We start from the raw sequence: 20828 nt of genomic DNA, 5'->3' as shown, positions 1-20828 counted from the left end.
TTATCACTTTATATGGACTTTATTTTAGCATGTTCGGAGGTGGAAGGTAAGAAAGAGATGATGAATTGAAGAAAATGAAAAAAAGCCCCTCAAAAGGGACTTTTAAAAACGGGTGACCTGTACAGGAAATTCTTTTACCCCAAAAACAAATGTGCTTTGAATAGGTTTTAGCTGATCTGCCGCACAGGTGATGTCTTGAAACGTCTGGAGTAAAACCTCAAGGGCAATGTTGCTCTCAAGGCGGGCAAGCGGTGCACCGAGACAAAAATGAATGCCAAAGCCAAAGCTCATATGTGGGTTTGATTTCCGGTCAAGACGGAACGTATCTGGATCGTCAAATTTCTGTTCATCGCGATTTGCTGAAGCGACCCAACTAATGAGATAGTCTCCTTTTTTAATTTTTGAGCCTGCAATCTCAACATCCTCGGCCGCGATTCGCCCAATGGCTTGAACAGGCGGGTAATAGCGTAACGTTTCCTCGGTCAATTGAGGAATAAGAGAGGGGGCTTGCCGTACTGCTTCGGCAATATGCGGCTGCTCTGTTAGCAGTCTTACTGCATTTGTAATCAAATTGGTCGTTGTCTCATTACCAGCAACAAGTAATAGAATACAAAAACCAAGTAGTTCATTCTCGGTTAAATGCTCACCATCGATTTCTGCTTGAATAAGAAGTGAGATCAGGTCATCAGCAGGGGATTCTTTTCGTTTTTGGATCAAGTGAGCAAAATAAGTGGACAGCTCTTCCTCTGCGCGTTTCTGCATATCGACTACTGCTTGAATGGCTTCTTTTGATTCATCCTTTGCACCTGCTACTAGGGCATCAGAATGTTTCTTAATGAACGCTCTATCCTTTACCTCTGCGCCGAGAAGCTCAGCAATAATCATGACAGGCAGGGGAGCTGCTAGATCTTCCGCGATATCAAACGTACGCTGATCTTTGACTTGTTGCAGCAGGTCATGTGTCAGGTCTTTAATGTTATCTTCTAATTGTTTAATCGCTTTTGGCGTGAATGCTTTATTGACGAGTGCTCTCATTTTTGTATGCTTTGGTGGGTCCATCGTTAAAATACTCGTTTTTGTCGTGCTTCTTCCTCGCTGTGATGAGAACACTTTTGGCTGCTTCAGAACAGACTGGATATCCGCATATCGAAAGAGATCCCAGCACTTTCTTGTTTCATCATATCTAATATCACTCTGCGCACGTAGCTCATTGTAAATAGGGAACGGGAAAAGAAGGTCATCGGTCGAACGGATTTCTTTCATTGGAATGACATTGATATAGTTTTCTTTCACTTTCATTATGAACGCTCCTTTTTCACTTAGTTTCCCTTTCACGGTATCACCCGTAAAATATCATTTCAACGGACATGTTTTCTAAAATATGTCAATAGTCTAATCGGAAGATTCAAGCACATTCGTCATATAGGAAAATAGAAATCCATTAGAAATGATAGCGCTTTCTATAAAATAGAATTGAAGTCACCGAAACCAAAAATAAAATGGGGAATTCAGTCGAACGAAAGGGTACTATGATGCAAATACATATAGTTCTTTAGATCTAAATTTTGTTTTGCAAAAGCGCAGTCAGTATACATACAGCAAGCGGTTGAACGCGTATTCGGGACTTTTGAAAAGCGCTGGCTCTTTCTTGACACGATTTCTCATCATGTTACGATAACTTACGTGCGAAAAACACGAACAAAAAGCGAACAAGGGAGAGGATCAATATCATTGATCAAAAGAAAGTTGCTTTCATTGGAGCAGGTTCTATGGCGGAAGGAATGATTGCAGGGATTGTACGATCAGGACAAATGCCGCTAGGCCAAATTTACGCAACAAACAGACAAAATCAACTTCGATTGAATGAACTAACGACACGTTACGGAATACAAACAGCCACAATGGATTCTTTTCCTTTTGAAGAAATGGATATGTTGATCCTGGCCATGAAGCCAAAGGATGCTGAAACAGCACTTGAATCGTTAAAACCTCATATTCAGAGAGACCAGCTGATCATGTCTGTCCTTGCAGGCGTGAAGCAATCGTATATTGAAGATATGCTGCATGAAGGGCAGCCCGTGATGAGGGTCATGCCGAATACGTCAAGTACGATCGGGGCTTCAGCGACCGCTTTATGTGCTGGACGTTATGTGAAAGACGACCATATCAGCATGAGTCAGGCTCTTTTATCTGAAATGGGCGAAGTGTATACCATTCAGGAAGAGCAAATGGATATTTTTACTGGAATTGCCGGAAGCGGACCAGCCTATTTTTATTTCTTAATGGAAAGAATCGAAGAAGCAGGAGAAGAAGCAGGTTTATCTAAGGAATTGTCTCGCCAAATTGGCGCGCAGACACTTCTCGGCGCTGCGAAAATGCTGCAAGAAACAGAGGAAAACCCTTCTACTCTGAGAGAGAAAATTACGTCACCAAATGGAACAACAGCTGCAGGACTGAATGCATTAGATGATTTTGGCGGAGGAGAAGCAATCAAGCAGGCCGTCAAACATGCTACCAATCGATCAAAAGAGATCAGCAAACAGCAAAAACAAAAAGTATCTATATAAATAGAGCTCAGGTACAGGAGTGATAAGGTGTACGCAGATAAAGAGAGAAAACGAATTGTTGTAAAAATCGGAAGCAGCTCTCTTACTAGCTTTCAAGGAGAGATTAGTTTAAAAAAACTAGAAAACCTCGTCAATCAAATTGTGAAACTCAAAGATGAAGGGCACGAAGTCATTTTGGTTTCATCTGGTGCGGTTGCAGCTGGCTACCGAAAACTAGGATTTATCGATAGACCCAAAACACTGCCGGAAAAACAGGCATCTGCCTCAATCGGGCAAGGCCTTTTAATGGAATCATATTCTACTTTATTTTTATCACACGGTTATATTGCCTCACAGCTTTTAATCACAAGAAGTGATTTTTCAGATGAAACGCGCTATCAAAATGTGCGCAACACGATGAATGTGTTATTAGATCGAGGCATTATTCCGATTATCAATGAAAATGATACGGTGACGATTAACCGCTTGAAGTTCGGAGATAACGATACATTGTCTGCAAAAGTAGCTGGACTCATTGATGCGGATTTCCTTGCCATTTTATCTGATATTGATGGCTTGTATGAAGATAACCCGCATACAAACCCAAATGCGAAGCGAATTCTTGAAGTCACAGACATCACAGAAGACATCGAAGCAGCGGCTGGAGATGCAGGCAGCAGTGTGGGCACAGGCGGAATGAAATCAAAGCTCGATGCGTTTAAAATTTCAATGGCCGCTGGTATCAATGGCTTTTTAGGAAAAGCGGATACGCCTCACATTTTAGACAAAGCCATTAATGGAACAGAGGACGGCACTTATTTTACTGCTGATGAAAATTTAGCACCGCTGAATTACAAGAAGCAGTGGATTGCCTTTCATTCTGGACCAAAAGGCGAGATCGTCATTCGTGAGAAAACACAGGAACTCCTCATGCACCGTGAGAGGAGCCTCGATTCCGATGGCATTGTCAATGTGAAGGGTTCATTTAAAAAAAGGGATGTCGTCCGTATTTTAGATCAAGATGAAAGAGAAATCGGACTGGGCATTGTGAATTATTCGTCAGATGAACTCATCCAAAAGCGTGACTTCTTGCAGGATGAAGTAGTGCATGTCGTCGATCTTGAAGCATTTGTTTGTCATTTAGATCTATCGATACCAGTTTGCTAACCAAAAGGGAGGAATTCCATGACACTGACAGCTGAAGTTGTCACATCGGTCAAAGAAAAAGCAAAAAAAGCAAAGTACGTTTCAAAAAAACTAGGTTTACTTCATACAGAGGATAAAAACGAGGCACTGCTGAAACTAGCAGAAGCGTTAGTACAAAATAGCACGTTCATCTTGCAAGAGAATCAAAAGGATATAGATGCCGGGAAGGAAAAGGGCTTTTCAGAGGCACTCTTGGATCGTTTAATGTTAAATGAAGAAAGAATTCATGAGTTTGCCGAAAGCTTGCGGCTTGTGACGAGATTAACAGATCCTGTTGGAGAAATATTGGATGAATGGACTCTTGAAAATGGCTTGTATGTGAAAAGCCGAAGAGTACCGCTCGGCGTGATCGGGATGATCTATGAAGCGAGACCGAACGTCACTGTCGATGCAGCAGGGCTTGCCCTCAAGGCAGGCAACGCAGTGATTTTAAAAGGCGGTTCCTCCGCTATTTCTTCCAACAAAGCCATTGTGAGTGTGATTCATGAAGCATTGGATCAAACAAAGATCCCGCGTGATGCGGTGCAATTGATAGAACAAACAGACCGTTCATCGGTTCAAGCGATGCTTCATCTAAAAGAATGGATTGATGTCTTAATTCCGCGAGGCGGAGCTTCTTTAATTAAAACAGTGGTTGAACAATCTACCATTCCCGTCCTTGAAACAGGAACAGGAAACTGTCATGTCTTTATTGATCAAACAGCCAATGTGAAAAAAGCCATTGAGATTGTCATCAATGCAAAAACGAATCGTCCAGCTGTATGTAATGCACTTGAGACGCTAATCATCCATCGCGATTGGCTGAAAGAAAATGCGGCATCGCTGAATGAAGCCCTGCTAGAGCACCATGTCACCGTACATGGCGACGAGGCTGCACTGCCTCATTTTTCAAACGCCATTCCTGCTGTGGAAGTGGACTGGACAGATGAGTATTTAAGTCTTGATCTTGCCGTAAAGGTAGTCGATTCCATCGAGGAAGCGATCCACCATATTGAAAAGTACGGTACAAAACATTCAGAAGCCATCGTGACAGAGGATGAAGAGCAAGCACTCATGTTTTTAAACGAAGTCGATGCGGCGGCGGTTTATCATAACGCATCTACTCGGTTTACAGACGGCGGTGCACTTGGATACGGGGCTGAAATTGGTATCTCCACTCAAAAACTGCACGCCAGAGGTCCAATGGGGCTTCCAGCACTCACAACAACGAAGTTACTTCTGTCTGGAGACGGTCAGATTAGAAGCTAGATGAGATTCAAAAAACACTACCTTTTTTCATGGGGTAGTGTTTTTTTGATGCAGATATTTATTGGCTAGAGCAGGTTTTCTTCATCACTTTCTCAAACTTAAAAAATTCAAATTCCTCAGGTGCAGTATGCTGATTTTCTTGATCAGTTTCATGAGGTGCGTTCGGATCTGGATGTTTCATATGATAAAACTCCACAATTTGAAAGCCGCACTTATTGACATAGAAATGAATGTTGCGTTTTTCAAAATACGGAGTCACAACTTCCCAAACAATCGTTTCTGGATATTGCGCCTCGATGGCTTTCCATGCTGCCTGACCAATGCCTTTTCCGTGTGAGGATGAAGAGATGTATAATAAGTCAACTGAGTTGTGGTGGGTCTCGTGGTTGATTTTAATGACAACGCCGCCTGCTTTTTCGCCATTTAGCATAATATGATAAACAATGTGTTCATTCGAATGAAAAGATTCATCAATCACTTCACCTGGAGGAATCGGTCCATCATGCGCATCGCCAAATGCATCGATCACGCCAGCTGTAAAAGCTTTCTGCAGCTCTTTTTTCATTGAAGGGAAGTCCTCTTTTTTTGCCAGTTCTAATGTCACTTCATGTTGAGTGATGTTGTTCATGTTTTTATCCTTTCCAAGCGTAGTAGTGTTCTGCATGTTATCATAAAGGGTGGAGTAACTCCATAGTCAAGAGAGGAGCCTTAATGATGATGAATGATGTGCAAAAAACATTTTTCACTGGAGAATTTGCCAAGCTATTTGATGTAAAGAAAGATACCTTGTTTTATTACGATAAAATTGATTTATTTAAGCCAGCTCGTGTTCATGAAAATGGGTACCGTTACTATACACTTGAGCAATTTGATCATTTTATAGCGATTCAATCCCTTCGAGCTGTGCAATTTCCGATAAAAGAGTTAAAACAATATTTCACTGAGCCTTCCCGAGAAAGGCTCCAAAGCCTAGCAGCAGAACAAATAGACAAGGTCAAACAAGAGATTGAAAAACTTCAAGATATCCAGTCTTTTCTTATGCGGGTCATGGAGACGACGCATGAACTATCATCTGTAAAAATAGGGGAGGTGCTGTTTCAAGAGCTCCCAGAAGAACCAGTTGTATTAAGTGCATCGAACCCGATTGACATGAATACATCCGTAGAAGAAATATCTCGAATTGTTGGACATTTTCTAAAGGAAATTGGCATAAAAGGGGCTGCGGCAAATGGTGCTGTCTTAAAAAAGGAGCAGTTTCTTCAGCGCCACTATCATCAGTCAGATCAGCTGTTTTGCCGAATGGAAGCGCCGGGAGCAGTTAAAAAACCTGCGGGCCTTTATGCGGTGATGTATGATCAAGGATCATATGAAGAGATTGAATCTGCTTATTCGCGCTTGTTAGATGTAATCGAGAAAGAGGACATGATGCTGGATGGAGATGTCTTTGAGGAGTATTTGCTTCATTCACTCTTGTCTAAAAATGAAGCAGAGTATATAACGAAACTCAGTGTAAAAGTGAAAAAGCGTTTAGATTAACCAAAAAAGGATAGACCGCATGGATGCGTGTCTATCCTTTTTTATATTTAACCGACTTGATTCTCCGTAAATTGGCTCATATATAAGTCTGCATAGAAACCATTTTGTTTTAAGAGTTCTCTGTGCGTTCCTTTTTCAATGATGGTGCCATCTTTCATGACTAGAATAAGGTCGGCATCCTTAATCGTCGACAGTCTGTGTGCAATGACGAAGCTCGTTCGGCCTTTCATCAATTCATTCATCGCTTTTTGAATGTGCATCTCTGTCCGTGTATCCACACTGCTCGTCGCTTCATCTAATATTAAGATTTTTGGATCAGATAAAATCGCACGGGCGATGGTTAACAGCTGGCGCTGACCTTGGGATAGATTGCCGGCATCTTCTGTTAAGAGTGTGTCATATCCGTCTGGAAGCGTGCGGATGAAGTCATCAGCATAAGCATGTTTGGCGGCTTTGATGACATCCTCTTTTGAGACGTTCTGCCTGCCATAGGCAATATTATCATGAATCGTCCCTTCAAAAAGCCACGTATCCTGAAGAACCATTGCAAATAAGTCGCGTACTTGCTGACGGCTGAGATCAGTTGTTTTGACGCCGCCGATACGGATCGAGCCTTGATCTAATTCATAGAAACGCATTAAAAGATTGATGATGGTTGTTTTTCCAGCGCCTGTTGGCCCGACAATCGCAACCGTTTGACCTTCTTTGACATCTAAAGTCAAATCTTTAATAATTGGATGGTCTTTTTCATATCCGAATTGAACTTGTTCAAAGCTCACATCACCTGAAAGTGATTCAAGATCAATTGCTGCATCTTCCTCGGGACTTTCTTCTTTCTCATCCAGGATTTCAAACACCCTTTCAGCAGAAGCAATCGCTGATTGAACCAAGTTGGCGACGCTTGATGCTTGCACGAGCGGTTGAGACATTTGCTGCGTGTATTGGATAAACGCCTGCACATCTCCGACACGAATATTCCCGTTAATCACAAGAATACCGCCGGCTACACTGACTGCTACATAGCCAAGGTTCCCGATAAACGTCATCAATGGCATCATTAAACCGGATATGAACTGCGCTTTCCTCGATGATTCATACAGCTGTTCGTTTAATTGATCAAATGTATCGATCGCTTTCTTTTCGTAGCCATACGCACGAACCGTTTGATGCCCTGTGAACATTTCATTAATATGTCCATTGATCATCCCCAGCTCTTTTTGCTGCGCTTTAAAATGCTTTTGAGAAAATGACGTAATGCCGCGAATCGCAAACAGGCTGAGCGGCAGTGTTAAACAAACAAGCAAGGTCAACAGCGGACTAATCAATAGCATCATGACGACAATCCCAATGACCGTAATGACAGATGTAATCACTTGGGTGAGTGCCTGCTGAAGCGAAGTATTAATATTATCGATATCATTCATTACACGGCTCAGCGTGTCCCCGTGGGTTGTTTTATCAAAATACCGAAGGGGGAGACGTGTGAGCTTGTCATTTGCTTCTTGCCGTAATTCAGCAATGGTCTGTTGGGAGACACCCGCCATGACATATTGCTGTACGAATGAAAAGAGGGCAGCAACGACGTATAGCACGACAAGCAGCAATAAGATTCGTGAAATGACATCAAATTGTACAGCTGTTCCTTGTGTAAAGCTGTCAAACAGGGAAGAGGTGGCATCCCCTAGCAGCTTTGGACTAATGACGTTAAAGACGGTTGAACCGACTGCTGCAATGAAGACAATGATCAATTGAATCTTTCTTGGTTTTAAATAGCCAATCAAACGAAGCAGTGTTTTCTTAAATTCCTTTGGTTTTGCGACAGGTCCTCTAGGGTGGCCGCCTTTATGGCCCATGCCGGAAGACATTTTTTTACTCATCCTCGCTCCACCTCCTGACCTTCCTGTGATGCAACAATCTCTTGATAGACAAGGTTGTCCTTCAGTAATTGTTCATGTGTTCCGATACCTGCGATTTTCCCATCATCTAGTACGATGATTTTATCACTATGCTTCACTGTGCTGATTCTTTGCGCCACAATGATGAGGGCTGCATGCGCTTTTTCCGCTTCTAATGATGCCCGAAGCTTCGCATCTGTTTTGTAATCAAGTGCTGAGAAACTATCGTCAAACAGATAGAATGACGGCTTTCTCACTAGCGCTCTTGCAATAGAAAGACGCTGCTTTTGACCGCCAGATAGATTCGATCCGCCCTGGTCAATTTCCGCATTGATTCCGCCATCTTTTTGCAAAACAAATTCTTCTGCCTGCGCCGTGCGCAGCGCCTGCCAGACGTCTTCATCGCTTGCATTCTGCCTGCCGAAGCGTACATTATCGGCAATGGTTCCACTAAATAAAACCGCTTTTTGAGAAACGTAGCCCATCTGCCCTCTTAGTTTCTCCTGAGGCAGCTTTCTAATGTCTACACCATCTAGTGTAATCCGGCCTTCAGTTGCTTCATAGAAGCGCGTCATTAGCTGGAGAAGAGTGGTTTTCCCTGAACCTGTACTTCCGATAATAGCTGTCGTTTCGCCAGTTTTGGCTTCAAACGAAATGTTTTGAACTGCCGGCTTTTCAGCATTTGAGTAATAAAATGACACATCCTCAAAGCGAATGGATTGTGCGGGCGCGTGCAGGTCAGTAACCGTTCCTTTATTGTCTTGAATTTTCGGTTCCATGTTTAACACTTCATTCATCCGTTTAGCTGATGCTTGTGCTCTTGGGACCATAATAAAACTCATCGACAGCATAATCAGTGCCATTAAAATCATCATCGCATATTGGATAAAGGCAATAAGATTCCCTACTTCCATCTCTCCGGCATCAATTCGGTTTGCACCTAGCCAGACAATGCCGATATTTGTGAAGTTCATGATGATGAGCATAAATGGAAACAAGTAAGCCATTAAACGGTTGACTCTCAGACCAGTATCCTTGTAGGATGTGTTGGCTTCTTGAAAACGCTCCTTTTCATCATCTACACGGTTAAAAGCACGAATGACCCGGATGCCTGAAAGAGATTCTCGCATAATTAAATTCAGCCGATCTGTTTTTTTCTGAAGCTGACCGAATAAAGGAATGGCTTTTCTCGACACCAAGTAGATAAATCCGCCAAGAAGGGGAAGAGCAGCTAGAAAGATGAGAGACAGGACAGCATCTCGGGATACAGCCAAAATAATTCCGCCCACAAGCATGAGTGGTGCTCTCGTCATCATTTGTAAGATCATGATCGTGACATCTTGGACTTGTTTCACATCATTTGTTGATCTTGTAATAAAGGAAGACGTCCCGATCCTTTGAAATTCTTCTAGTGAAAATTGTTCGACATGCACAAACAGCTGTCTTCTCATATCACGCCCGAAGCCAAGTGCAGTCTTTGATGACAAGTAAGACTTCCAGATCGTGAGTAAGATGGCAAGTAAAGAACAAGCCACCATCCAGCCGCCAACCTTCCATATGTAAGCAATATCTCCTTGGACGATCCCGACATCGACGATATCTGCCGTAAGCGTCGGTAAATACAGCTGGAGCATACTGCTTAAAAAGGTGAGGATCACAATGGACACAACGGATAGCCGATACGGCTTTAAAAACGATAAAATTGATTTCATACGAATACCTTTCTTCCATATAGTGTGTTGTTCTGTAACCCATCATATACAAAGAGGGATTATTTCCACAAATGAAATGTCTTGTTTTAATGAATTATTTATATTGTTCAATTTTAGAAAAGAAATCCTTCACGAACACATAAAAATCATGAGCAGAAGGTGACATTTCTCGTGATTTAGAAGCAATAATTCCAACAGTTCTTCTCACTTGCGGAAAATCGATCGGAATCTTCGCTGTAAAGCGCGGTGTGGTTTCATAAAAGGCACTTTCGGGTAATAAGGTAACGCCCATACCCGCTGATACGAGACCTTTAATGGCGTCTAAATCTTCTCCTTCAGATGAAATGGTTGGCTCATAGCCTGCCTGCTTACAAGCATCAACCGCAATTTGTCTCAGCACATAACCTTCTGGAAATAACACGAAATGATCTTTTCTTAAATCACTTAAATGAATACTCCTTTGTCCGCTAAAGGGGTGACTGACAGGCAGCAAGGCATAAATGCTTTCTGAAAACAAAATATTTCCTTCTATTTGAGGATCGTTTGTCGGTACAGGTCCTAAAAAGGCGAGATCAATATCTCGATTTTTTACAGCTTCAATGAGAAATTTATAGGATCCTTGACGAAGTAAAAAATCGACCTCTGGGTATTCCTGCTTAAAGGCGGAAATAACAGAAGGTAGCACTTGGCTTGCTAGGCTAGTAGGAAAGCCGATATTGACGGTTCCTTTGTGCGGATCTAAATATTCATCAATTTGCTCTTTCGCATAATCAATGGCTTTTAGTGCCGTTCTGACATGATCTAAAAATTGTCTGCCGATCTTCGTTAATTTGATATTTCGTCCTTCTCGTTCGAATAAGGCCACTCCAAGTTCTTCTTCTAAATTCGCAATCTGCCGGCTGATCGCAGATTGGGCAACATGTAAGTTTTCAGCCGCTTCTGACACGTGTTCACGGTCTGCGACTTCTACAAAATAACGCAACTGACGAAGCTCCATTTTTACACTTCACACCCATCTATCTCAAAAAGAGATTGTTTTCATCTAAATTATATATTGTTTATATTAATTTGAAAACTTAAAATAAGTTACAGAGTTTGTGAGATTTTATAACTGTGAAAAAACGGATCTTTTAAACGGGGGAGAGAAACGATGACTTATAATCAACTACCACAACCACAAGGTCTCTACCGTCCTGAATTTGAACATGATGCATGTGGGATCGGACTGTACGCTCATTTAAAAGGGGAAGCGACACACAGCATCGTCAAAAAGGGATTACAAATGCTGTGCCAGCTTGATCACCGCGGCGGGCAAGGCAGTGATCCGTATACAGGTGATGGTGCCGGCTTAATGGTACAACTACCAGACGCTTTCTTTAGAAAAAGCTGCAAAGACTTTGCACTTCCTGAAAAGGGCCGTTACGGGGTAGGAATGGTCTTCTTTTCAAAAGAGGATGACGAGAAAACGCGCCAAGCCATCGAGCAAAAAATCAACGAGTTCATTAAACAAGAAGGTCAAACATTAATTGGCTGGAGAACAGTTCCTATTGATGCAGGGAAAATTGGTACTGTCGCAGCGAAGAGCTGTCCGGTTGTGAGGCAAGTCTTTATCGGGGCAAATGACAAGATCACAGATCGTTTGTCATTTGAAAGAAAATTATATGTCATTCGTAAACAGGCTGAGAACTGGGGGACAGCAGAGGAAAAACAATTTTACTTTGTCAGCCTGTCGAGTCAAACCATTGTATACAAGGGGCTTTTAACATCAGATCAAGTCGATGCTTTTTATCTTGATCTTCAGGATGAAACATTTGTTTCTGCATTTTCACTTGTTCATTCACGATTTAGTACAAATACATTTCCTACATGGGAAAGAGCCCATCCAAACCGCTATTTGATTCACAACGGTGAAATTAACACATTAAGAGGAAACATCAATTGGATGAGAGCAAGAGAACAACAATTCGTATCTGAAGCTTTCGGAGACGATTTAGACAAGATTTTGCCAGTGCTGAATGCAGACGGAAGTGATTCATCCATTCTAGACAATGCCTTTGAATTCTTTGTGCTTGCAGGCCGTACACCTGCTCATACAGCCATGATGCTGATTCCAGAGCCATGGACTGAAAACACGCACATGTCGAAAGAAAAACGGGCATTTTATGAATACCATAGTTCTCTCATGGAACCGTGGGATGGGCCAACAGCTATTTCCTTTACTGATGGTAAACAAATCGGAGCCATCTTAGACCGAAACGGATTAAGACCGGCAAGATACTATGTCACAAATGATGATCATATCATTTTCTCTTCTGAGGTCGGTGTGATCGACACAAATGAAGAGGATGTGAAGTATAAAGATCGTCTTGAGCCAGGTAAAATGCTCTTAATTGATTTAGAAGAAGGGCGAATTATTTCTGACGAAGAAGTGAAATCGACGATTGCCAATGAACTTCCTTATCAAAAATGGCTTGATGAAGAAATGGTGCACGTCAATCGCTCGGAAGAAAATTCAGAAAATTCTAGTATAATGGATGATTTATTGACGCGCCAGCGTGCCTTCCATTATACGTACGAGGACATTCAAAAGTATTTAATTCCTTTACTAGAAGAAGGCAAGGACCCAATCGGTTCAATGGGAAGCGACACTCCGCTTGCTGTGTTATCAGATCGTGCGCAGTCTCTGTTTTCTTACTTCAAGCAGCTGTTTGCACAAGTGACGAACCCGCCGATTGACGCCATTCGTGAGCAGCTTGTGACATCTACGATGACGTGGTTAGGTGCTGAAGGAGATATTTTACATCCGAATGAATATTCATGCCGACGAATTAAACTGTATACACCCGTCTTAACAAGCGGACAGTTTAACGGTTTGAGAACAATTGTTCATAATGCCTTTAAAAGCAAAACGATTCATACTCTTTTCACCGATGATTTAAAGCGCGGGCTGGATGCGATGTTTGAAGAGGCGGAAAAAGCGATCCGTGAAGGTGTATCTTTATTAATTCTTTCCGATCGTGAAATGACGGAAGAAAAAGTGCCGATTCCACCACTTCTGGCGCTAAGTGCACTGCATCAGCATCTTGTGCGTCAAGGCTTACGGACAAAGGTGAGTCTGATCGTTGAATCTGGAGAAGTCAGAGAGGTTCATCATTTTGCCGCACTGATTGGCTATGGAGCAGATGCGATCCATCCTTACCTTGTCTATGAAACGTACAAACAGTTGATTGCAGAAGAAGCGATCTCTTTCAGCTTTGATGAAGCAGTCACAAAGTTTGGTAAAAGCGTAACCGAAGGTGTCGTCAAAGTCATGTCTAAAGTGGGAATCTCCACTGTGCAAAGCTACAGAGGAGCGCAAATCTTTGAAGCCGTCGGCATTAGTGAAGACGTCATTCAGGCGTATTTCACGGGAACAGCTTCTCAGCTTGGCGGGATTGACCTTGAGACCATTGCACATGAAGCAAAACTTCGTCATGAAGCAGGGTATCAGGCAGCGACTGACCAAACACTCGAATCAGGAAGTGACTTCCAGTGGAGAAAAAATGGTGAGCACCATGCCTTTAATCCAAAAACGATCCATACGCTTCAGTGGGCATGCCGCAATGAAGATTACGATCTATTTAAGCAATATACAAAGGCAGCGGACGAAGAAAGAATCGGCTTCCTTCGAAATTTATTTGCTTTCCAGCCAAAACAAAAACCAGTTCGTTTGGAAGACGTTGAATCTGCTGAATCCATCGTGCGCCGATTCAAGACAGGCGCCATGTCATTTGGATCTTTAAGTAAAGAAGCGCACGAAGCACTTGCCATTGCCATGAACCGAATTGGCGGTAAAAGTAACAGCGGAGAAGGCGGAGAAGATCCTGCTCGCTTTACAGTTGATGAGCGCGGCGATGATCGCAGAAGTGCGATTAAACAAATTGCTTCTGGACGCTTTGGCGTAAAGAGTCATTATTTAGTCAATGCAGATGAACTGCAAATTAAAATGGCACAAGGGGCAAAGCCGGGAGAAGGCGGACAGCTGCCAGGAAATAAAGTATACCCTTGGGTCGCCGATGTACGCGGATCTACACCAGGCGTCGGATTGATTTCACCACCGCCGCATCATGATATTTATTCCATCGAGGATTTAGCGCAGCTGATCCATGATTTGAAAAACGCGAACCGTGATGCCCGCATCAGTGTCAAGCTTGTGTCTAAAGCAGGTGTTGGTACGATTGCAGCAGGTGTTGCAAAAGGGACGGCGGATGTCATTGTCATCAGTGGATACGACGGCGGTACAGGAGCTTCGCCGAAAACGAGTATTAAACACACAGGACTTCCTTGGGAACTCGGTTTGGCAGAGGCGCATCAAACCCTTGTGTTAAACGGCCTTCGCGAAAGAGTCGTTCTTGAAACGGACGGAAAGTTAATGACTGGCCGCGACGTGGTCATGGCTGCGATTTTAGGAGCAGAAGAATACGGCTTTGCGACAGCTCCACTTGTCGTATTGGGCTGTGTGATGATGAGAGCATGTCATTTAGATACTTGCCCAGTCGGCGTTGCTACACAGAATCCAGAGCTTCGCAAAAAATTCATGGGGAATCCTGACCACATTGTGAATTTCATGATGTTTATTGCTGAGGAAGTAAGAGAAATCTTAGCGGAACTTGGCTTTACATCAATGGATGAATTAATTGGACGCACGGATGTTCTAGGAGTTAGCGAACGAGCAAAAGCTCACTGGAAAGCAGGCCAGCTAGACCTTGAAACACTGCTTTATCAGCCAGAAGGAGCTCGTACATTCAGAACACCGCAAAATCATAAAATTGATGAATCACTGGATATGAATGAAATCCTCCCTTATGTACAGGAAGCGCTGAATCATCAAACGCCGGTTGATCTATCATTGAATATTCGCAATATCAACCGTGTGGCCGGAACCATTACTGGAAGTGAAGTGTCTAAGCGCTACGGGGAAGAAGGCTTGCCAGAGGATACGATCACACTAAGGTTCACTGGTTCCGCAGGACAAAGCTTCGGTGCTTTTGTGCCAAAGGGCATGTCTCTCTATTTAACAGGTGATTCAAATGACTATATCGGCAAAGGACTCTCTGGAGGCAAAATTGCAGTCAAAACATCTGATCACTTTGTACAAAATGGACATGAAAATGTGATTGTCGGAAACGTCGCATTCTACGGAGCGACAAGCGGAAAAGCCTTTATTAACGGGCGTGCAGGTGAGCGCTTTGCCGTTCGTAATTCAGGCGTGCAGGTGGTTGTTGAAGGAATCGGTGATCATGGATGTGAATATATGACTGGCGGACGTGTCGTCATTTTAGGAGACGTCGGGAAAAACTTTGGCGCAGGCATGTCTGGCGGCGTAGCTTATGTCCATACATCCGATGCGAAACAGTTCAAAAGAATGTGCAACATGGAAATGATCATGTTTGAAAAACTCACAGATCACGATGAAGAGCAAGAAGTGAAACAGCTGATTCAAGAGCACCTTCACTATACAAACAGCGCAAAAGCTTCGGCACTTTTAGAAAACTGGGCGCAAGAAAAGGATCAATTCATCAAGGTCATTCCGAGAAATTACAAAATGATGCTTCAAAGCATTGAAGAACAAAAACAAGCGGGCCTTAGTCATGAGGAAGCGGTCATGTATGCCTTTGAAGCAAACACGAAACCGAAAAATCAAGAAACGGCAAACGGGCAAAAAGCAGCCCTCGCTCATTAAGAAAGGGGAGAGGACAATGGGCAAAGCAACAGGTTTTATGGATTATAAAAGAGAAAAGCCAAATGAACGTGACCCTCTCACTCGTCAAAATGACTGGAAAGAATATTCAGCCCCTTATACAGATGACGTATTGAAGAAGCAGGGCGCTAGATGTATGGATTGCGGCACACCATTTTGTCAAATTGGGATGGAGATCAAAGGCGGCGTGTCAGGCTGCCCGATCTACAATTTAATTCCAGAATGGAACGACCTTGTGTATCGCGGGAGATGGAAAGAAGCGCTCGAAAGACTGCAAAAAACAAATAATTTCCCTGAATTTACTGGGAGAGTATGTCCAGCGCCTTGCGAAGGGTCATGTACAGTCGCCATCAATGATCCAGCTGTTTCAATTAAAAATATCGAACGCACGATCATTGATAAAGGCTTTGAAAATGGATGGATCACACCGAGAATTCCTTCAAGCCGTACAGGCAGGAAAATTGCCATTGTCGGCTCAGGACCAGCAGGACTTGCAAGTGCTGATCAATTAAACCAAGCAGGTCACGCCGTCACAGTGTTCGAACGGTCTGATCGCCTTGGCGGACTGCTAACATACGGCATTCCAAACATGAAACTGGACAAAGAAATAGTGGAGCGAAGAGTCAAACTGTTGAGACAAGAAGGCATTGATTTTGTAACGAACACAGAAATCGGCGTGGATGTCACTGCCGATGAACTGAAAGAACAGTTTGATGCGGTCATCCTGTGTACAGGTGCACAAAAGCAGCGTGACCTGTTGATTGAAGGCCGGGAAGCTAAAGGGATTCACCTTGCGATGGATTATTTAACCCTCGCAACAAAAAGCATGCTGGATTCAGGATTTAAAGACAAAAACTTTATTGATGCAAAAGGAAGAGACGTGATTGTCATTGGCGGAGGAGATACAGGTGCGGATTGCGTTGCAACTGCCCTTCGCCAAAAAGCAAAAAGTGTTGTTCAGTTCGGGAAGCATCCGAAGCTTCCGGATACACGTGTAGGGGATAACATGTGGCCTGAACAGCCTTACGTCTTCTCACTCGATTATGCTTATGAAGAAGCACAAGCTAAATTCGGGGAAGATCCGCGTCAATATTCCATTCAAACCACAAAAATTGTGGCAGATAAAAATGGAAAATTAAAAGAGCTTCATACGATTCAAATGGAAAAGGTGAAAAACGAACATGGGAAGTTTGAATTTCATGAGATTCCAGGGACAGAAAAAGTATGGCCGGCTCAGCTAGTCTTTATTGCAATTGGTTTTGAGGGAACTGAACAGCCACTCGTGAAACACTTTGGCGTGGACAGCAAAAACAATCGCATTGACGCAAAGTATGGGGAGTATACAACAAATGTAGAAGGCGTATTTGCAGCGGGAGATGCAAGACGCGGGCAAAGCTTGATTGTCTGGGCAATAAATGAAGGCAGACAAGTGGCGCACGAGGTAGACCGTTATTTAATGGGGAGTTCGGTTCTGCCAAAATAGGTCAAACAAAGGGTGTTTATGATATAGAAAAGCCATGATCCAATAGTGATCATGGCTTTTTATGATTCAGATATGGTTTGATTTACCATCACTTTTTTTCGCTCTAGTGGAGATGCAGCTAAAAGAACGAACTAAAGGCAGCTTGCTGGCTGAAGGAAGGGTGAGCTGATTGGAAAATCTATCTTTCATCAGGTAACGTTCAAGCACTAGATCACGGGTATGTCAAAACGTGTGACATATTGGTTAGGAAGACGACGTTTTGATTTTACTGCCTTTGTATAACCGGTTTAGATCCTTCCTTTCATGTACATGCTGTAGATAAATGCAGTAAGAAAGGAAGGTAAGCTTGTGCCGTTTTTTAACATTTTGATTGAACTGTTTATCGGGTTTTTCGCCTTATTTTCTATTACAAAATTATTAGGAAAAACACAATTCGCACAAATCACGCCATTTGATTTTATTTCTGCGCTGATTTTAGGGGAAATGGTCGGAAACGCCATTTTTGACCCAGAAGTCAAGATTCAGCATATTTTGTTTGCTGTTGCGGTATGGGGCATTCTCATCTATACAGTTGAATGGTTTTCACAGCGCTTTAAAGGTATTCGAGCCTTTTTAGAAGGAAGACCGACACTTGTCATTGATCAAGGGAAGATTCACTACAATCGCTTGAAGAAAAATATGCTTGATCTCAATCAACTGCAGACACTGATTCGTGCGAAGGGTCATTTTGCCTTGAATGAAATTGAATATGCCATTTTGGAAACAGATGGATCGGTGAGCGTTCTTCCGAAAATGAAATACGCAACAGCCACCGCAGAAGATGTGAACGTGAAGGGAAAAGAAGTCAAATTGCCTAGAACGTTTATTATTGATGGTGAAATTTTAAAAAAAGATTTACAAGAAGCTGGCTTCGATGAAACATGGCTGAGTGAGCAATTAAAAAAGCAGCACATTTCTTCTTATCGAGACGTTCTATTTTGTGAATGGATTGAAAATGAAGGGATTTATGCAATGAAATATGAAAAGTCTAAAAAACATCCATAACATGGGACTGACCCCCGTTTTTGAGACAGGGATCAAAACACCTTTATACAGCCAATTGCCGATAGTTTATCGGTGATTGGTTGTTTAGTTTCGTTTGAATACGAATGTTGTTATAATAATAAATGTATTCTTTGACAGTGCGTTCTACGATGCTGGTCGTAGTGCGGTCAATCCTGTTAAGATAGAACGTTTCAGACTTTAGTGAGGAATGAAACGATTCGATGGAGGCATTATCAGCGGGCGTCCCTTTACGGGACATGCTCATGGTAATGCCTTTTATATGAACAGCTTTCTGATACTCGTAAGATGTATACACAGAACCTTGATCGCTATGTAACACGCAATTCTCAGGCAGTGCTGGGAGCTGATTAAGTGTGTTTAAGATAAAGTCTGTGTCCTGCTTATCACCAATCGTAAAAGCAATCACTTCTCCATTATATAAATCCAATATACTGGAAAGGTACAATTGTTTCTGTCCATAAGGCAAATACGTGATGTCCGTTACTAGTTTTTCAAGAGGGCGATCAGACTGAAAGTTCCGATCCAGTATATTACTGGCCACGGCATAGGGCTGCCCATTCTTCTTACGCTTTTTCATTTTAACCCGGCATTGCCACTGGTTTTTCTGCATGATACGTTGAACAGTTTTATGGTTAATACGCATTCTCCTTTTTAGTATGGCTGTGATTTTTCGATAACCATATCGATATTTGTGCTTTCGGCACAACGTGCCGACCTGTTTCTCTAGTTGTCTTTTAGATTGATTCTGAGTCAGATCCTTTTTCCATCTATAATACGAAGTACGTAAGATGCCTAAATGGACACAGATGTCCTGTACCGTCATCGTTTTGCACAATTCTTCTACCAGTTTGATTGACGTTTCCTTATCAACTTCCTTTCCAATTCGTTGTACTTTTTTAAAACTTCATTCTGTTGACTCAAATAGCGATTTTCTGCCTGCAGTCTCTCTAATTCGGAAGAGTACTCGGGACCCTTTCCGTAGGTATATTGTTTTCCAACAGGCTGTTCGAACCGGTGTGTATCCCCAGCTTTATGCCACCTCACCCATGTCTGAACCTGCGTCTTATTCTTGATATTCAATTTCTGCATGATCTCTTTCATAGGTACGCCTGCCAATCTCATTTCTACAGCCTTCTGTTTGACTTCAACCGGATAACTCACTCTTGTCCCCATAGAAAAAACACCTCCATGTTTTATTTCGGATCACAACGATCCATTTTCAAACTTGAAGGTGTTTTTTATTTGTCTCATCTTATGGGGTCAGTTCCCATCTATAAGTGGGTGTTTTTTTGTGCGTATCATGAATAGGATCAAAAAGAATGTTTGAATGAAAACGTTCACAAAGAGGAGGAGATGTACGATGAAGTATGGAAAGGTATGGCTTGTAGTCGTCTTGTCTTTATTAATATTGAACTCAGCTTCACTTCAAGCAGCCGGACATCAGAATCAAACAAATCGCGTCCTTGTGGTCGATCAAAAGGGAAATGGCTCGTTTCGAACCGTTCAGTCTGCCATTGATAAGATTCCAGTGAACAATCAACAGCGCGTAACGATCTATATTAAAAATGGTGTGTATAAAGAAAAAATCCTGCTTCCGCAAAATAAACCTTACGTGTCCTTTATCGGGGAAGACCAACACAAGACGATTCTGACGTATAATGATACAAATGCAAGTACTGGTAGCACAACAAATAGCTCAAGCACAATGATTCGTGCGAACGACTTTTACGCAGAAAATATCACCTTTCAAAATACGGCCGGCAGACATGCTGGTCAGGCGGTTGCACTATACGTGTCCGGTGACCGGGCTGCGTTCAAACAAATACGGGTCTTAGGCTATCAAGATACGCTTTATGCTACAGGTACAGGCCGGCAATATTATGAAAACTGCTATATCGAAGGCACGGTCGATTTTATTTTTGGATCAGCTACAGCCGTGTTTAAAAGAGCTGAAATAAAAAGTCTTGGAAATGGGTATATTACTGCAGCATCCACAACAGAAGCTCAAAAGTATGGATATGTATTCATCGATTCTACGCTCAAAAAGGGGACGGCTGCTGTTCAATCAGTTTATTTAGGACGTCCGTGGCGGCCTCATTCTGCTGTGACATTCCTCTATACAAAAATGGATGATCATATAAAGGCAGATGGATGGCATAACTGGGATAACCGTGATAACGAAAGAACAGCTAGATATAAAGAATACGGATCGACAGGGGCAGGAAGCAATTCGACAAACCGCGTAAAATGGTCCAGCATTTTAACGAAAAACGAAGCAAGTCAAATCACAGTGCAAGCTGTTCTTAGCGGAACCGATGGCTGGAATCCAGAAAAAAGGTAAAGAGCTTGTCAGTTTTCGTCAAAGAAAGCTGACTTTTCTGTTTAAAAAACCTTTGA

The 20828-nt window shown here is 42.5% G+C and carries 14 protein-coding genes; 8 read left to right on the top strand and 6 right to left on the bottom strand.

What is annotated here, in order from left to right:
• Nucleotides 1-102: 102 nt before the first annotated feature.
• Nucleotides 103-1299, bottom strand: a complete 1197-nt coding sequence (locus tag MHI33_RS10810; protein ID WP_126741850.1) for a cytochrome P450 — start codon at nt 1297-1299, stop codon at nt 103-105.
• 470 nt (nt 1300-1769) lie between these two features.
• Here MHI33_RS10810 and proC point away from each other — a divergent pair, with 470 nt between their 5' ends.
• From proC to MHI33_RS10795, 3 genes are read left to right on the top strand one after another with little or no spacing between them, the layout of a single operon-like run.
• A complete protein-coding gene (gene proC / locus MHI33_RS10805) occupies nt 1770-2567 on the top strand; it encodes a pyrroline-5-carboxylate reductase (protein WP_419762306.1) in 798 nt (265 codons plus the stop codon).
• Between the two features lie 27 nt (nt 2568-2594).
• Nucleotides 2595-3713 (top strand): glutamate 5-kinase, encoded by a 1119-nt coding sequence (gene proB / locus MHI33_RS10800; RefSeq protein ID WP_044141275.1) that lies wholly within the window; start codon nt 2595-2597, stop codon nt 3711-3713.
• Nucleotides 3714-3731: 18 nt separating this feature from the next.
• Entirely contained in the window at nt 3732-5000 is a 1269-nt protein-coding gene (locus tag MHI33_RS10795; protein WP_340911123.1) for a glutamate-5-semialdehyde dehydrogenase, read from the top strand.
• A gap of 58 nt (nt 5001-5058) precedes the next feature.
• On the opposite strand, the gene MHI33_RS10790 is transcribed toward MHI33_RS10795, so the two are convergent.
• On the bottom strand, nt 5059-5628 hold the full coding sequence (locus MHI33_RS10790; protein ID WP_065098426.1) for a GNAT family N-acetyltransferase: 570 nt from the start codon (nt 5626-5628) through the stop codon (nt 5059-5061).
• Nucleotides 5629-5714: 86 nt separating this feature from the next.
• Between MHI33_RS10790 and MHI33_RS10785 the strand changes: the two genes are divergently transcribed.
• The gene (locus MHI33_RS10785) at nt 5715-6536 is read left to right on the top strand and encodes a MerR family transcriptional regulator (protein ID WP_340911119.1); all 822 of its coding nucleotides are present in this window, start codon (nt 5715-5717) and stop codon (nt 6534-6536) included.
• A gap of 47 nt (nt 6537-6583) precedes the next feature.
• Here MHI33_RS10785 and MHI33_RS10780 read toward each other — a convergent pair whose 3' ends face one another.
• The 3 genes from MHI33_RS10780 to MHI33_RS10770 form a co-directional block, all read right to left on the bottom strand.
• Complete coding sequence (locus tag MHI33_RS10780) at nt 6584-8413, bottom strand: ABC transporter ATP-binding protein (protein ID WP_065098167.1); 1830 nt, start codon at nt 8411-8413, stop codon at nt 6584-6586.
• Nucleotides 8410-10143, bottom strand: a complete 1734-nt coding sequence (locus MHI33_RS10775) for an ABC transporter ATP-binding protein (protein WP_003215709.1) — start codon at nt 10141-10143, stop codon at nt 8410-8412. The genes MHI33_RS10780 and MHI33_RS10775 overlap by 4 nt, the downstream gene beginning before the upstream one ends.
• 94 nt (nt 10144-10237) lie before the next feature.
• Nucleotides 10238-11140, bottom strand: a complete 903-nt coding sequence (locus MHI33_RS10770; protein WP_044141269.1) for a LysR family transcriptional regulator — start codon at nt 11138-11140, stop codon at nt 10238-10240.
• Nucleotides 11141-11293: 153 nt separating this feature from the next.
• On the opposite strand from MHI33_RS10770, the gene gltB reads away from it, so the two are divergent.
• The 3 genes from gltB (at nt 11294) to MHI33_RS10755 (ending at nt 18410) form a co-directional block, all read left to right on the top strand.
• A complete protein-coding gene (gltB, locus tag MHI33_RS10765; RefSeq protein WP_044141268.1) occupies nt 11294-15865 on the top strand; it encodes a glutamate synthase large subunit in 4572 nt (1523 codons plus the stop codon).
• A gap of 16 nt (nt 15866-15881) precedes the next feature.
• On the top strand, nt 15882-17366 hold the full coding sequence (gene gltD, locus MHI33_RS10760; protein WP_126741854.1) for a glutamate synthase small subunit: 1485 nt from the start codon (nt 15882-15884) through the stop codon (nt 17364-17366).
• A gap of 348 nt (nt 17367-17714) precedes the next feature.
• Entirely contained in the window at nt 17715-18410 is a 696-nt protein-coding gene (locus MHI33_RS10755) for a DUF421 domain-containing protein (protein WP_044141266.1), read from the top strand.
• A gap of 43 nt (nt 18411-18453) precedes the next feature.
• Here MHI33_RS10755 and MHI33_RS10750 read toward each other — a convergent pair.
• A protein-coding gene (locus tag MHI33_RS10750; RefSeq protein ID WP_340909408.1) for an IS3 family transposase occupies nt 18454-19604 on the bottom strand; the annotation gives its coding sequence in 2 pieces (ribosomal slippage) (nt 18454-19331 and nt 19331-19604; 1152 coding nt in all).
• 187 nt (nt 19605-19791) lie between these two features.
• Here MHI33_RS10750 and MHI33_RS10745 point away from each other — a divergent pair.
• Nucleotides 19792-20772: a pectinesterase family protein gene (locus MHI33_RS10745; RefSeq protein WP_113768460.1), complete on the top strand. Its 981-nt coding sequence runs from the start codon at nt 19792-19794 to the stop codon at nt 20770-20772.
• Nucleotides 20773-20828 lie beyond the last annotated feature (56 nt).

Origin of the sequence: Bacillus sp. FSL K6-2971, from assembly GCF_038006405.1 — a bacterium.
GTDB classification, from domain to species: Bacteria; Bacillota; Bacilli; order Bacillales; family Bacillaceae; genus Bacillus; species Bacillus pumilus.
This window is presented reverse-complemented; position numbering and strand designations above follow the sequence as displayed.